Here is a 15169-nt window from a genome sequence, read left to right as displayed (position 1 = left end):
GGCTCTGCCCGACTCAACGCCTTCTCATTAACGCAAACTGGCGTTAAGCCGAACAGGTCTAATTGACGGATTAATCATCCATTTCAGCTATCTTCACCTTCCAGGTATCCGGGCCAATCTGGTGCGCGTTTTGCCCTTGCGCATCAACCGCTACGGTCACGGGCATGTCTTCCACCTCAAATTCGTAAATGGCCTCCATACCGAGATCTTCAAACGCGACTACGCGCGCTTTTTTGATCGCTTTTGATACCAAGTACGCGGCACCGCCGACCGCCATGAGGTACACCGCTTGGTGGTTTTTAATCGATTCCACCGCCGCAGGACCGCGCTCAGCCTTACCGATCATGCCGGTGAGTCCGGTTTCTGCCAGCATCATATCGGTAAATTTGTCCATGCGTGTTGAGGTGGTTGGGCCTGCTGGACCGACTACCTCATCCCCTACCGCATCGACAGGGCCAACGTAATAAATAAAGCGGCCGTTAAAGTCGACCCCCTCGGGAAGGCCTTCGCCATTGCGCAGCATTTCTTGCAAGCGTTTATGTGCGGCGTCGCGGCCGGTCAAGATCTTACCTGATAACAACACAGTTTCGCCGGTTTTCCAGCTCTGCACGTCTTCTTTGGTCACGGTATCTAAGTTAACACGGCGGACGTTATCCCCCACTTCCCAGGTGACCTGTGGCCAGTCGTCCAGTTTTGGTGGTGCCAATTCGGCTGGGCCTGAGCCATCAAGCGTAAAGTGAACATGGCGTGTGGCGGCACAGTTCGGGATCAAGCATACCGGCTTAGAAGCGGCATGGGTGGGCGCGGTTTTTACTTTCACATCCACTACCGTGGTCAGGCCGCCCAAGCCTTGAGCACCGATACCCAGCTTGTTCACCCGATCAAAAATATCTAACCGCAGTGCTTCATCCGCATTGCTTGGACCACGGTCGATAAGTGCTTGAATATCAATGTGCTCCATGAGCGATTCTTTAGCCAATACGGCGGCTTTCTCGGCCGTGCCACCAATTCCAATACCTAACATACCCGGTGGGCACCAACCCGCGCCCATGGTCGGCAATGTTTTCTCAACCCACTCAGCCACATCGTCAGATGGATTCAACATCACCATCTTAGTTTTGTTTTCCGAACCACCGCCTTTGGCTGCAATTTGAATATCCACCGCATCGCCCGGCACCATATCAATGTGCACCACCGCAGGGCTATTATCGCGGGTGTTTTGGCGTTTACCGGCCGGATCGGCAACCACGGAGGCACGTAGCGGATTGTCAGGGTTGGTGTAGGCACGTCGTACCCCTTCATCGACCATTTCTTGCACCGTCATATCATGACGATCCCACTGCACCGCCATGCCCACTTTGACAAAGCAGGTGACAATACCTGTATCTTGGCAAATAGGACGCTTACCTTCCGCCGACATGCGGGAGTTAATCAGAATTTGCGCAATGGCGTCTTTTGCCGCCTGGCTTTGTTCCTTGTTGTACGCTTTTTCAAGGGCTTGTACAAAATCAAGGGGATGGTAGTAAGAGATATATTGCAGGGCATCTGCAACACTTTCGATCACGTCTTGCTGTTTAATTGTGGTCATCATTGCCTCTGGTGTCATTTGCAGGACCCAAAGCGGGTATCCAGTGTGGGGGAGCTCTCCCCTCGTTATTATCGGTTGGCGATCAATTTTCGAATAGCGCTCGATTGCCAGTTGACGCTAGATGTAAATCGCATATAGCCAAGTTGCCTCATCGAATTATAGAAGTTGATAATGGCAACAGCGTTGCTTGGTTATTTTTGTTGGCCCATGCCGGAAAAGGCCTAGCTATGATACGCTTAGCGCTATTCGCGCGCCACACAGCGCTTCAACCGTGATCACAAAAAGAACAATGCAGCGACAAAATGCCATGACACTGACAACGACGCCCATCGATTATACGCCGGATCTTGCGGTGACCCTCTTTGATCGGATTGCCCACCAGCCCTGGGCGATGCTGCTCCACTCGGCCACGCGAACCCACCCAGACAGTCGTTTCGATATCTTGGTCGCCGATCCGGTTGCCACCATTACTGCGCGTTATAACCAGGTGACAACCTGTTACGCAGATGGCACAACCACCACCCACACGCAAGACCCTTTTCACTGGGTGGCCGATCTTCAGGCCAAGCTTTTACCCACCGCGGATCCGATAGCGCCTTGGCCATTTATTGGTGGCGCCTTGGGGTACTTTGGCTATGATCTCGGTCGATGGGTGGAAGTGCTACCGGCATTGGCGAAAGACGAGCTCGAGGTGCCGGATATGGCGGTCGGGCTCTATGACTGGGCGGTGGTGATCGATCATCATCAGCGCCAAGCGGTGGTGATTGCACCCAATAGCCAACAACGATGGCAGTGGCTAACCGAGCAACACGCGCCAGCTTCGTCGATTCCCTTCGCACTCACTGGGCCTTGGCAGGCCAACATGACCGCGCAACAATACGGCGAAAAGTTCGACACCGTCCAAGCGTATTTACACGCGGGCGATTGCTATCAAATCAATCTCGCTCAACGCTTTTCCGCGCCCTATCAGGGCGACGAGTGGCACGCGTATCGCAAATTGGCCGCGCACAACGGCGCGCCGTTTTCGGGCTTTATTCGCCTGCAAGACAGCGCCCTGTTGTCGGTCTCGCCTGAGCGCTTTTTATCGGTGCACGACAAACAGATAGAAACCAAACCCATTAAAGGCACACGCCCGCGCGATCCCGATCCACAAAAAGACGCACAACGCGCCCAAGCATTGAAGTCGGCTGAAAAAGATCGCGCCGAAAATTTGATGATTGTAGACTTATTACGCAATGATATTGGTCGCATTGCCTCGCCAGGTTCCGTATCTGTGCCTAAACTCTTTGATATAGAAAGTTTTCCTGCTGTCCACCACATGGTCAGTACAGTGACTGGACGCTTACCCGACGACAAGACAGCACTCGATTTGCTGCGCGCCGCGTTTCCTGGCGGGTCAATTACCGGGGCACCAAAGGTGCGGGCAATGGAAATCATTGAAGAACTCGAGCCCCATCGTCGTCATGTTTATTGTGGCAGCTTTGCCTATATCAGCCGCTGTGGACGAATGGATACCAGCATTACCATTCGCACGTTGGTTGGTCATCAAGGACAACTTCATGTTTGGGCAGGTGGTGGGTTGGTTGCTGACAGCCAAGCCGATGCCGAATATCAGGAGACGCTCGATAAAGTGAGCCGAATTTTACCCGTACTGGCAGAAGATGAGGCATTGAGCACACCTATTCAGAATTAAGGAGAGTGGATGCAGTTACTCACCGCTGACAAGGCGTATTTCTCACCCCTAAATGTCTCCCCCCTGGGCAATACAATACAGACAGTGCCTGGGTGTGGGGATGGGCCTTGCCCTGGGTTTTGGCCGCGCTACGAAGGAGAGTGTTTCCTCGCTGATCACGGTGCGGCCACGCGACTATCACCGACCGACGTGGTCCGTGCATTTTCACTCACCCCTTTAGCGCGCCACGACAGCCGTATTCTCAATCGCGTGCGGCTATCTCCGCGCATCCTCGGTGGAGCGGATTTTCAACCCGCCGCAGTATTGATCGGGCTGGTGCCTAGGCCGTCAGGCATTCATTTGGTGTTAACCCAACGCGCCAGTCACCTTAAACATCACCCGGGACAAGTGAGCTTCCCGGGCGGAAAATGCGAGTCTATCGATCACGATAATATTGCCACCGCCACCCGTGAAATGTGGGAAGAAACCGGTATTCGCGTCACGCGCGACGCTGTCATTGGCCACTTGTGTCCCTTGCCCACGGTGACGGGCTATTATATTCATCCGGTGCTTGCCTGGGTGGATCCCGATTATCAGCCTTGTCTGGATCCCAATGAAGTGGCCGCCTGCTTTGAAGTGCCCTTAGATACCTTGTGTTATCCCGGCCACATCCGAGAACAAGCATTTTTAATCGACGGACAATGGCACCCTGTGAGTGCGTTTTATCATCACGATCATCTTGTTTGGGGAGCCACTGCCCAGCTGTTACGCGCGTTGATCAGTCAACTCACGCTGTTTCACTTTCCGGTCAATCGCACCATAAACCCTACCAACACTATGGACTTTGGCGCAATTTGATGCATATTTATCCAACACAAAACCGTACAAACCTGCCTACTTAATCGCACTAAAGCGCTTTTATTATTGATAGTTGTCACATTTTGGTGCAATAGTCCGGGCGACCCTTTTCATATCGCGATCTAGCGCTTGGTTTTCTGCGTGGAAATCGCCAGAATTCGCCTTCCCTGATTCCTGTTCCCTACAATGTGAGTAGTATTGTTATGCAAACRACCTCGACGACTGGTACCCGCGCAACCACGCGCCCGCGCTGGACCAAACAAGACACAACCTGGGCGCTTTCCCTTTTTGGCACCGCTGTTGGAGCCGGCATCCTCTTTCTTCCCATCAATGCAGGGATGAGCGGTTTTTGGCCATTGGTTGTGATGACCTTATTAGTTGGCCCGATGACCTTTTTTGCTCACCGTGGTTTGTCTCGTTTTGTGCTCTCGTCCAAAAACGCAGGCAGCGATATCACCGAGGTAGTTGAAGAGCACTTTGGCGTCGGCGCGGGTAAAATCATCACCCTGTTGTACTTTTTCGCGATTTACCCGATTGTTCTTATCTACGGTGTCGGCATCACCAACACCGTTGATTCCTTCTTGGTTAACCAGCTTGGTATGGCATCACCACCGCGGGCAATTTYGTCACTGGCCCTGATTTTGGGAATGATGGCTATCATGCTTCTGGGCGAGAAAATGATGTTGCGTGTCACCCAGTTCTTGGTTTATCCGCTGGTTGCCATCTTAGTATTTATGTCGCTCTATCTTATCCCAGAGTGGAACACCGCCGCCCTGTCGCAAGTGCCTTCAGCCGGCGATTTTGCTATCACTCTTTGGATCTCGATTCCGGTGCTGGTATTTGCGTTTAACCACAGCCCCGCGATTTCATCTTTCTCATTGGCCCAACGTCGCGATCATGGTGATGATGCAGAACAAAAGTCTGGCCAAATTCTAATGCGCGCAGCAGCGATGCTGGTTGGCTTTGTGATGTTGTTTGTGTTCTCTTGCGTCCTGTCGCTGACACCAGCGGACCTGGAAGCGGCCAAAGCAGAGAACATTGCGATTTTGTCTTACCTTGCCAACAAGCATGAGAGCCCATTTATTTCCTTCTTGGGCCCATTGGTTGCCTTTGTCGCGATTGTGTCTTCATTCTTCGGCCATTATTTGGGCGCACGTGAAGGTCTGAATGGCATAGTCGTGAAAACCCTGCGTAGTGCAGGTAAACCGATCAACCGCAAGAAAATTGACGTGTTTACCGTGGTCTTTATGATCCTCACCATTTGGTTGGTGGCGACCCTAAACCCAAGTATTTTGGGGATGATTGAATCACTTGGCGGCCCTATCATTGCCACCATCCTGTTTATTATGCCAATGTATGCCGTGAAAAACGTGCCAGCAATGCAGAAGTATTCAGGTACAATCACTAACGCCTTTGTTCTTATCATGGGCTTGGTCGCGATTTCAGCGATTATGTACGGCATGCTTTTTTAATTAACCATGACCGTTAATCAGCGCGCGCAGCAGGTGCTATAGGACTGCTGTTACTGGGGCATTAATCCCAGCCGCATTCATCGATGTTTGCGGGATAACCAGGAGCAGTGAACGCTGCTCCTTTCATTATGGCAAGCCACCGGCATTGCCAGCACAGTCAATACCATGGACGGATGGCGTAAACACTAAATCCATTGCCCTTAGGGCATTGACTGAGGTAAACACATGATCAGTGTTTTTGACATTTTCAAGATTGGCGTTGGCCCGTCCAGCTCGCATACTGTTGGCCCAATGAAAGCCGGCCAGTGTTTTGTTGATGCGCTTATTGCTAACCAACGCCTGACCGACGTCGACCGCGTGACGGTTGACGTTTATGGCTCTTTGTCTTTAACAGGCAAAGGCCACCACACCGACATCGCGATCATTATGGGCCTCGCAGGCAACAGCCCTGAAACCGTTGATATCGACGCGATCCCTAGCTTTGTTAAACGTGTCGAAGACACAGAGCAATTGCCGTTGGGCGAACAGCAGCATGTCGTCACCTTTTTGCGTGATGGCGGCATGAACTTTCACCAAACCAACCTCTCCTTGCATGAAAACGGCATGCGTATTCATGCTTGGCAAGGCGATGATTGCGTGCTGAGCAAAACCTACTACTCCATTGGTGGCGGCTTTATTGTTGAAGAAGCCGAATTTGGTCAACCTGCCATGCAAGCGGTGCAAGTCCCTTACGACTTTAATAGCGCAGACGGCTTGCTCGCACTGACGCAAGAAACCGGTTTTTCTATCAGCGGCTTAGTGATGGCCAACATGCGTAGCATGCATAGCCAAGCAGAAATTGACACCTATTTCGCCAATATCTGGAAAACCATGCAAGCGTGTATGTACCGTGGTATGGAAAACGAAGGCGTATTGCCGGGTCCATTGCGTGTACCTCGTCGAGCCGCTGCGTTGCATCACCAGCTCAAAACCACCGAAAAATACAACATCGATCCGATGTCGGTGGTGGACTGGGTCAATATGTTTGCCTTTGCGGTGAACGAAGAAAACGCCGCCGGTGGCCGTGTTGTAACCGCGCCAACGAATGGGGCATGCGGAATTATTCCTGCCGTCCTCGCCTACTACGATAAATTTATTGAGCCGGTCGATAAGCAAACCTATACCCGCTACTTTGCTGCATCCGGTGCGATTGGCGGCTTATATAAACAAAACGCGTCTATTTCTGGGGCAGAAGTGGGTTGCCAAGGTGAAGTCGGGGTCGCGTGTTCAATGGCCGCCGCCGGTTTGGCTGAACTTATGGGCGGTAATCCGCACCAGGTATGTATGGCAGCTGAAATCGCAATGGAGCACAACTTAGGCCTTACCTGCGATCCGGTCGCTGGACAGGTGCAAGTGCCGTGTATTGAGCGTAACGGCATTGCGGCGGTGAAGGCGATCAATGCATCACGCATGGCACTACAACGTTCTTCCGAGCCACGGGTGTCGTTAGATAAAGTGATCGAAACCATGATGGAAACCGGTAAAGACATGAACGCCAAATACCGTGAAACATCACAAGGTGGCCTAGCTGTCACCGTGATGTGCTAATCTCAGAGAATCACGCCAGGTAGCCATACGCTATCGAAAAGTAACGCGTTATATTGCTGACTAAAACCATCAAAAAGGCCCGGGACATCACGTCACCGGGCCTTTTTATCTGCGTTTACACCGCGCAAACAGACAGTGTGTTTTCCACTGCCCTCACAGGTATGATTTAAGCCGCGTGGGTGGCCATTGCAGGTTTTTTCGCATCACGTGTTAGCTCACCAACCGGAAGTACGGTACGGCCATATTCCTCGTTAAGCACCTGCGCCATCGCAAAATACATCGCGCTTAAACCACACACAATCCCTTCAAATCCGGCAATGGTGCCAATGAGTGTACTGCCGGTAAAATCACGCGCCGCGAGCAAGAAAAACAGGATAGTCAGGCTACCAAATACAAACTGTTTAGCACGGCAATAGCGCAATGAACCAATAAACATAAATCCAGTGAACACACCCCACAACACCAAATACCAACCCATAAAGGCAGCAGGGCTTGCGTCAGCTAGACCCATTTTTGGCATCACAATCAGGCCAACAAGCGTCAACCAGAACAAACCATAAGAGGTAAACGCGGTTGTTCCAAACGTATTGCCTTTTTTGAATTCCATGATCCCCACAATCACCTGCGCTAAGCCGCCATAAAACAGCCCCATCGCCAAAATCATGCTATCAATCGGAAAAAACCCTGCATTATGAATGTTCAATAATACCGTGGTCATTCCAAAACCCATCAGCCCTAAAGGGGCAGGATTTGCCAGTTTGTTTTCCATCAGTGCCCTACTTATTAAAAAAACCTATCAATACTCAAAATAAGCGCCAAAAACCACGGATAAAAGTGATCATCACGCGCAAAAACGCGGCAATATTACGGGTTACAGATTAGATGTAAATAACTTTTAGCGCTTAGCGTTGCTTTCATAAACAAGAGAGCCAAAATAGCCAATAAAACTGGGCAATTCCGGTTTGTTGATAATAAAAAAGCAGCAAAATGCTGCTTTTTTACTCAATTGTTCAAGCATAGCGCGTTAGCGGGTACTAAAGCCTTTACTATGCAGAAATTCTTTCATAAACGGACGCGCTTCTTTTTCCAATGTGGCAGACACTTGTTCGCTCCAGCTCATGTCTTTATTGCCGCCCGTGCGGGTTTGATAATACTCACGCACTTGGTTGTCATAGTCGCTTAGCGCCGCCTCATCAATGGCTTGATAGCTGTTTTCGTGCACCAAAAGCTGTGCGGGTAATTTAGGCTTGGTTTCGGGGTCTTGCGCCGGCACACCCAAGCACATACCAAACAAAGGCATCACGTGATTCGGCATCGCCAACAACTCGGCCACCTTTTCCGGCTGGTTGCGCAAGCCGCCGATATACACGCCGCCTAGGCCCATCGACTCCGCGGCCACCATCGCATTTTGCGCCATAATGGCACCATCAATCGCACCGATCAGCGTCTGCTCGGTAAAGCCTAACTTGGCGTTAGGGTTAATTTGTTCATGGCGATGAAAGTCCGCACACCACACTAAAAACTCGGCACAGTCGGCTACATACGCTTGGTTGCCCGCGTATTCCGCCAGTAAACGTCGTTTGTCGCTATCGGTCACACGAATAATACTGGTGCATTGTAAAAAGCTTGAGCTCGACGCCGAGCGCGCGGCATCAATAATCTGGCTCAGTTGCTCTGACGAAATGGGGGCTTGGCTAAATTTGCGAATAGAGCGGTGAGAAAGTAATGTCTCAATCGTTGGGTTCATTATGTTTCCTTATTAGACGTTGAGCCGTACAAGAGGGATGAGCTGGTTGTACACCTTTATGGGCTGACGCGCAATCAACACAATAGCGACGCTCTGCGGCCATATTACCCGTGATCTCCCGCCGGTCGTGCGATTCGGTATAGACGTTCACAGCAATCGGTTTTGCCTATCGGTGCAAAAGGGAAATTCGTCTTTTCTCTCCATCGCCTATCAGGCATAGTAACAACATTAATGCCAAAGGAGATGAATATGTTCGTCGTAATTTTCGGTCGCCCAGGGTGCCCTTTTTGTGTTCGCGCCAAAGACCTAGCGGAAGATCTTAAAACCAACCGTGATGACTTTAACTACCGTTATGTCGATATTCACGCAGAAGGCATCAGCAAAGCGGATTTGGAAAAAACCGTCGGCAAACCGGTTGAAACCGTGCCACAGATTTTCGTTGATCAAGCGCACGTTGGCGGCTTTACCGAATTCGAAGCCTACGCCAAAGAAAACCTCGGCCTGTTCCAAGACTAATCGGTTGAACCATCGATAAAAACCAGCCTCTTGGCTGGTTTTTTTGTTTTTGGCGGTCATTGATATATCGAGGTGCAACTACACTCATTGCGCAACCTGCAACTGAATAAAAAACAACGCTCCACCGCCCTCAGCATCGCGGTACCCCACATCACCGTCCATTTGCTGACATATCTCCCGCGTAATCGCTAGTCCCAGACCTGTACCAGCAACCTTGCGATTATCACCGCTGTCAGCCTGACTAAAACGTTGAAACAGTCGATCCTGAAACGCCAGCTCAACCCCAGGTCCACGATCTCTAATAGCAATTTCAACCAGCGTTTTATCAACAATTACCGAAACGTCTACCCACTCACCTTCTGGTGAGAATTTGATCGCATTAGATAAAAGATTGGTCAGTGCTTGAATCAATCTTGGTCCATCAACATTGACCGTCACAGCCGGCCAGTTATTTGGAGGGCGTATTTGTGTCTGAGTTTGATGCTGGTAGGATTTAACAGACTCTATCGCGTCATCCAATAGCGAGCCAAGGTCTTGCTTTTGTTTCTGAATTGGCATTTTTCCTGCCACGAGCTTTTCCATATCTAACAAGTCGTTTATCAGCAAGGTTAAACGTGTTGCGTTACGCTCGGCAGTATGCAGCAACTTGTTAGCCTTTGGTGGTAATTCCCCAGTTGCGCCGCCATTCAATAATCCTAACGCGCCTTTGATCGACGTTAAGGGTGTGCGCAGTTCATGGCTGACGGTGGCAATAAATTCATCTTTCATTTTGTCGAGTTTTTTACGCTCAGTAATGTCTTCGACAAGGGACCAGATCACCTTTCTTCCGTCCAACTCTGTGCTCAGCATGCCTTGCAAACGGACCGGATAACGACTGCCATCTTTGCGGATGTACTCTTTTTCAAACGGCCCATAACGACCCGTACTTTGCATACTTGCCAGCGCTTTTTGCTCCTCTGGCTCATATTCTTTAGGCGTGACATCCCAATAACTGAGGGAAACGAATTCTTCGCGGGTGTAACCCGTGGGTGCAACCAAAGCATCATTGAGATCAAGAAACTGTCCGGTGGCCAAATCGTTCAAAGCGATCCCGATAGGGGAAAAGTCAAACAAGCTACGCAACCTCGCCTCGCTCTGCTCCAAAGCTAAACGCGCCTGATGCTGTTCGTGAACATCTTGCAAATAACCGTGCCACAGTGTACTACCGTCGATCATTTTCTCCGGCGTCGCCTCGCCAGATATCCAACGATACCCCTTGCCCGGACAGTTGACCTGATAGGTAGATTGCCAGTGTTCTAACGTATTCGCCGAATGCTCGATGGATCGACTCACGGTCTCAATATCGCCAGGATGGATGCGCTCAAACGCAGGAATGGCATCTTCTGCAGCCTGTTCTGGTGTGATGCCGTACAACGTCTCTATTTGAGGGGAACTATAAGGAAAAACCATACGCCCATCGGGAAAACGACGGAATTGATAAAGCGTTCCCGGCAATAATGCTGCTAATTTGGTCAGCCGCTGCTGGCTCAAATTCTGGGTCAATACATCGGATAACCAGTTGCCGAGGAGGCGTAGAAACAGCTTTTCACCATCGTTATAATCTTCCGGGCGCGCAGAAGAGGACGACACGTTCAATGTGCCCCAAGGGCGGTCATAGACATTGATGACAACGCCAGCATAGCTGCCTAATGGTGCAGTTTTATAACACGAGTGTTGCTGAAACTCAGGGCGATCGGTATCGGCAATAAACTGTTCTTGAGTGGTGCTGCTGGGGGTCTCTGCCATCAAAAACTGACACCAGGTATCTTCTAATGCAAACTGCTGCCCTGCAACAATCGTTGTGTCTGGCGGCCCAGCTATCCAGTTAACCGTATACACCTCGCCTTTTATTTCACTGACAATGGCCAGTTCAGCCCTCAAGTAGTGCTTGGCCTCTTGCAAGGCATGATTGATTCTCTCATCCAGGCCCCCATAACTGGAAAAGGCAATGTCAGTCAGCACCGCTAACGCCTGATGATGCCGCTCCAGCTGCGTCAGGGCATTGCGCTCTCGAGTAATATCGATAATAAACCCCTCAAGCACCTGTGGATGCCTAGGATCTGTGTCTATACATTTACCGCGTTCCTCGACCCAACGATAACCCAGTGTACGATGCCGAACACGGTACTCAATATGCCATTCTTCATCGTTGGCCATCGCGTTAGTAACAGCTTCATCAACCAATGCAACATCATCAGGATGAACCAGATCCGCATAATCAACACGTTTATTATTTATCAAGTCCTCGGCGGTATAGCCACTGATGGTGTCGACTTGGTTACTGATATAAAGCATCGTCCAGCTTTTATCTGGCAAACAACGAAACGTGATGCCTGGTATGTTGTTAACCAGCGACGTCATTTCATCGTGGCTAGCCTGCAGTTGTTGCTGCAACGCCGTTGACTCACGTCGCTGATAGGTATCGGTCCAAATCAGATCCTCCACCATGCCAGCAAGGTTCTTTAGTTGTGCCACGTTTTCTTCACTAAACTGCCTTGGTTGGTTATCAATTAGGCATAGCGTGCCCAGTCGATAACCCTCGCTGCTGTGAATCGGCATACCCGCATAAAACCGAATATCTGGCGCACCGCAGACGAGCGGATTATCGCAAAAACGCGAGTCATCTAGCGCGTTTTCAATAATTAATGGCTCACGATCCAGAATGGCATGCCCGCAAAAAGAGATATCCCTTGGGGTTTCAGAGGCATCTACCCCCTGACGAGACTTAAAGTATTGTCGCTCCCGATCGACCAGTGACACCAGCGCGATAGGCACAGAAAACAAGTCAAGGCATAAGCGAGTAATGCGATCAAAGCGAGGGTCGGCACCACTGTTAAGCAGCTCGTTTTCATCTAGTGCCTGTTGACGCTCGGCTTCGTTATCAGGGATAGGTGGCGTTCGCATACCAAGGCTCCGGAGAATTAGCGATTAAGGGGCATTCATTGCTTGTACGACACAATTTCGTCCGTCATGCTTGGCGCGATACAGAGCTTTGTCCGCGAGCGCCAATAAAGACTCACTTGGTTCTGTCGGAAAGCGCTGATTGTCGGCAATGCCGGCGGAAAGCGTGCAAGAAAACGTGGCGTCATTCGCCTTGAACGTGATCGCTCCGAAATCTTCTCGTAACTGATTAACCAAATGCTCGGCTTGGTCAGCATCACAATCTGCCAATACCAGCGCAAACTCTTCTCCACCGTATCGGCCAAGCTTATCCGTATTCCTAAAATGCTGACGTAAAAGCGTACCGATTGCCGCGATCACCTGATCGCCAATAGCGTGACCATAGGTGTCATTCACGCCTTTAAAGTGATCAATATCCAACATGACCACGCTGAATACTTGCGACCGACGCTGCGCCAATTGCCATTGCTTTTGCAACGCGTCTTTGATGCTAGCGTGTTTCAATAAGCCGGTAAGCCCGTCTTGATGTTGCGTGCGGTTAAACACTCGAAATCGCTGTATTCTGCTTTGACACAGGCGCACCAAAAGATCCGTGTCCACCGGCACCTCAAGAATGGCATCGCCGTCTAGCAGCAATGATTGGCGACGCAAATCTGCGTTAGGGTCGCGAGAGAGGAAAATAATCGGCAAATGTGACCAATGCTCTGTCTGCGCGAGCAAGGCCACTAATTCAGCGCCCGTCACCTGCGGTAACCAGACACTGACAAGGATAATTTCAGGATTAAACTCACTGATACACTCAAACAGTCGTTCTGGCTTATCCAGTGTCGCGACGTTCATGTCTGCGTCTTCTAAAACAGATTGGCATTGCGAGACGAGGGCTGGGTCTTGATCAATCATCATAACCCGACCAGGTTCCGCGTCTATGTGACCAAGCATATGCGCAAACTTAGAGGCAAGTTTGGCCATGTCCAACGGCTTGGGATAATAACCTGCGCCTCCCGCGCGCAATGCTTGCAGCCTAGCTTTATAACTTTCCTCAGCACCAATGAAAAAGACGGGACATTGGAAGTGCTGCAACTTGGTCTTCCATAAAACTGCTAAATCGGTATCAGACTCGTCGTCCTGAATAGCATGATGGTCAATAAGCAGTAAGTCAGGTGCGTGTTTAGTCAATTGTTTTAGTTCGTTCGCATCCTTTATCCAGTACACCTGAAAACCAAAACGAGCAAACTGGGATTGGGCGTATTTCGCCAAAATATTATCGCGCTCGACCAAGCCGATAATAGGCGCCCCCTCCATAACCGGTTGCTGGATTGTTGTGGTACTTTGTATCGCTGACGCGCTATCTTTATGGTGCGCAGACTCAAGCGCTTCCATCCAATCAGTTGGCAGGCTGGTGGGCGGTTCTGTTTGGGATAAGCGCTTGGCAACCTGTTGCTCAAATTGACGGGCCGCTTCGCCGAGACTAGCAAAACCAAATGTTCCCGCCGCGCCCGCAATGGTGTGCAACCCAGAGTGCAACGCCTTTAACGTTTCCTGGTCATCATGGCCTAATAACAACTTATCATTGATGGCGTAAAGCCGTTTAAACTCCGAGGTCAGCCGTTTAGCGTACGCTTCCTTTAGCCTTTCAAGACGCTTTTCGGTGTCATTCGTCTTTTTGTTATCGTCCATTGAATTCGTCCCAAAACGCACGCACATCATCAGCTAATGTCATAGGATCGAAGGGTTTAGAAATAATATGACTCACGCCTAACGCTTTATAGCGCGCCACTTCTTCTGGATGAACTTTCGCCGTCATAAAAAGAATGAGCACCGAGTCATCAACGAGTCCGCGTTCCCGCATAGCGGTGAGTGTTTCTGGGCCATCCATATTTGGCATCATGACATCAAGCAGTATGAGTTGCGGCTTAAATCCGTCCACTTCCTGCAAGGCCCGCTCTCCCGATTCACAGGTTTTAAGAGTGAGGCCACCCACACCCTCGAGTGCTAGGGTAGCAATTTCTAGTATATCAGGATCGTCCTCTACATATAAAACTTTATTTAAAACAGCCATATACATTCCTTGCTCATTCGCCTAACGGTGTACAACAAATACGGCGACCCGTTCACTGCTAACAACTGACTAGCGTTTTGTCTTTAAATTTTAGTCGGTTGTATCTTGTAGCATAGTGCATACCGTCAGCTTCTGGTGGGACAGACAGATAATTTTTGCGCTCCAAACATGGTGCCCAGCCCAGAGAACAACGCAATTAACAACAACAGCCAATACAAGCCGGTGACGAGTTTTAGGGTTAGCATTGAGTTAAAACAGAAGATATATTGAAATGGACCCCAAAAATTGGACAGGTGCCTAAGCTCTGAATCATCACCTCCAGAAGGAGGAGAATCATGAGCAAGAAACGTAAGCAATACAGCGCATCATTTAAGTCCAAAGTCGCCCTAGCCGCGCTCAAGGGAGACCAGACCACATCCGAAATCGCCGCCCGGTTCCAGATCCACCTGACTATGGCCAGCGCTTGGAAGCGCGAGCTACTGGAGAATGCCTCGGACCTGTTCGAAGGCAATAAAAAATCTGGCAAGCAATCCGATGAACACAGTACTGACGAGCTTTATCGCGAGATTGGCCGACTGACGGTGGAACGCGATTTTTTGWCACGCAAGCTCGATCAGTAAGCCGKCAACAACGGTTGGCGATGATCGAGCATGGTCACTCTCAGATCAGTCTTGTGCGCCAGTGCGAGCTGCTCTCGGTGTACTATATCTCTCGTGCACAGTGTCAGGAG

12 protein-coding genes are annotated in these 15169 nt (G+C 50.3%); 6 read left to right on the top strand and 6 right to left on the bottom strand.

The window, feature by feature from the left end:
• Positions 1 to 70 precede the first annotated feature (70 nt).
• Positions 71 to 1588, bottom strand: coding sequence for a fumarate hydratase (locus BZG77_RS09005; RefSeq protein WP_077647025.1), 1518 nt, complete (start codon positions 1586 to 1588; stop codon positions 71 to 73).
• 307 nt (positions 1589 to 1895) lie between these two features.
• Here BZG77_RS09005 and pabB point away from each other — a divergent pair, with 307 nt between their 5' ends.
• The 4 genes from pabB (at position 1896) to BZG77_RS08985 (ending at position 7177) form a co-directional block, all read left to right on the top strand.
• Complete coding sequence (gene pabB, locus BZG77_RS09000; protein WP_077647024.1) at positions 1896 to 3281, top strand: aminodeoxychorismate synthase component 1; 1386 nt, start codon at positions 1896 to 1898, stop codon at positions 3279 to 3281.
• Between the two features lie 9 nt (positions 3282 to 3290).
• Positions 3291 to 4118, top strand: a complete 828-nt coding sequence (locus BZG77_RS08995) for an NUDIX hydrolase (protein ID WP_077646991.1) — start codon at positions 3291 to 3293, stop codon at positions 4116 to 4118.
• Between the two features lie 203 nt (positions 4119 to 4321).
• On the top strand, positions 4322 to 5590 hold the full coding sequence (locus BZG77_RS08990) for a serine/threonine transporter (RefSeq protein ID WP_077646990.1): 1269 nt from the start codon (positions 4322 to 4324) through the stop codon (positions 5588 to 5590).
• Positions 5591 to 5815: 225 nt separating this feature from the next.
• Positions 5816 to 7177 carry an L-serine ammonia-lyase gene (locus BZG77_RS08985; protein WP_077460643.1) on the top strand — a complete coding sequence of 454 codons (1362 nt, stop codon included), beginning with the start codon at positions 5816 to 5818 and terminating at the stop codon, positions 7175 to 7177.
• A 166-nt stretch (positions 7178 to 7343) separates the two neighbouring features.
• On the opposite strand, the gene BZG77_RS08980 is transcribed toward BZG77_RS08985, so the two are convergent.
• A complete protein-coding gene (locus BZG77_RS08980; protein ID WP_077460644.1) occupies positions 7344 to 7946 on the bottom strand; it encodes an acetate uptake transporter in 603 nt (200 codons plus the stop codon).
• A gap of 255 nt (positions 7947 to 8201) precedes the next feature.
• A complete protein-coding gene (nfsA, locus tag BZG77_RS08975) occupies positions 8202 to 8924 on the bottom strand; it encodes an oxygen-insensitive NADPH nitroreductase (protein ID WP_077646989.1) in 723 nt (240 codons plus the stop codon).
• A 249-nt stretch (positions 8925 to 9173) separates the two neighbouring features.
• Here nfsA and BZG77_RS08970 point away from each other — a divergent pair, with 249 nt between their 5' ends.
• Positions 9174 to 9440 carry a GrxA family glutaredoxin gene (locus BZG77_RS08970; protein ID WP_021022836.1) on the top strand — a complete coding sequence of 89 codons (267 nt, stop codon included), beginning with the start codon at positions 9174 to 9176 and terminating at the stop codon, positions 9438 to 9440.
• Positions 9441 to 9524: 84 nt separating this feature from the next.
• Here BZG77_RS08970 and BZG77_RS08965 read toward each other — a convergent pair whose 3' ends face one another.
• Genes BZG77_RS08965 through BZG77_RS08955 form a run of 3 tightly spaced genes read right to left on the bottom strand, consistent with a single transcriptional unit; the run spans position 9525 to position 14439 of the window.
• Complete coding sequence (locus BZG77_RS08965) at positions 9525 to 12383, bottom strand: PAS domain-containing protein (protein ID WP_077646988.1); 2859 nt, start codon at positions 12381 to 12383, stop codon at positions 9525 to 9527.
• A gap of 24 nt (positions 12384 to 12407) precedes the next feature.
• Positions 12408 to 14057: a diguanylate cyclase gene (locus BZG77_RS08960; protein ID WP_077646987.1), complete on the bottom strand. Its 1650-nt coding sequence runs from the start codon at positions 14055 to 14057 to the stop codon at positions 12408 to 12410.
• On the bottom strand, positions 14047 to 14439 hold the full coding sequence (locus BZG77_RS08955) for a response regulator (protein ID WP_077647023.1): 393 nt from the start codon (positions 14437 to 14439) through the stop codon (positions 14047 to 14049). Before BZG77_RS08955 ends, BZG77_RS08960 begins: the two co-directional genes overlap by 11 nt.
• 335 nt (positions 14440 to 14774) lie before the next feature.
• Between BZG77_RS08955 and BZG77_RS08950 the strand changes: the two genes are divergently transcribed.
• Positions 14775 to 15059 (top strand): hypothetical protein, encoded by a 285-nt coding sequence (locus BZG77_RS08950; RefSeq protein ID WP_077646986.1) that lies wholly within the window; start codon positions 14775 to 14777, stop codon positions 15057 to 15059.
• Positions 15060 to 15169: the final 110 nt, after the last annotated feature.

The sequence above is a fragment of the Salinivibrio sp. IB643 genome (assembly GCF_001996105.1).
Taxonomy (GTDB): Bacteria; Pseudomonadota; Gammaproteobacteria; order Enterobacterales; family Vibrionaceae; genus Salinivibrio; species Salinivibrio costicola.
This window is presented reverse-complemented; position numbering and strand designations above follow the sequence as displayed.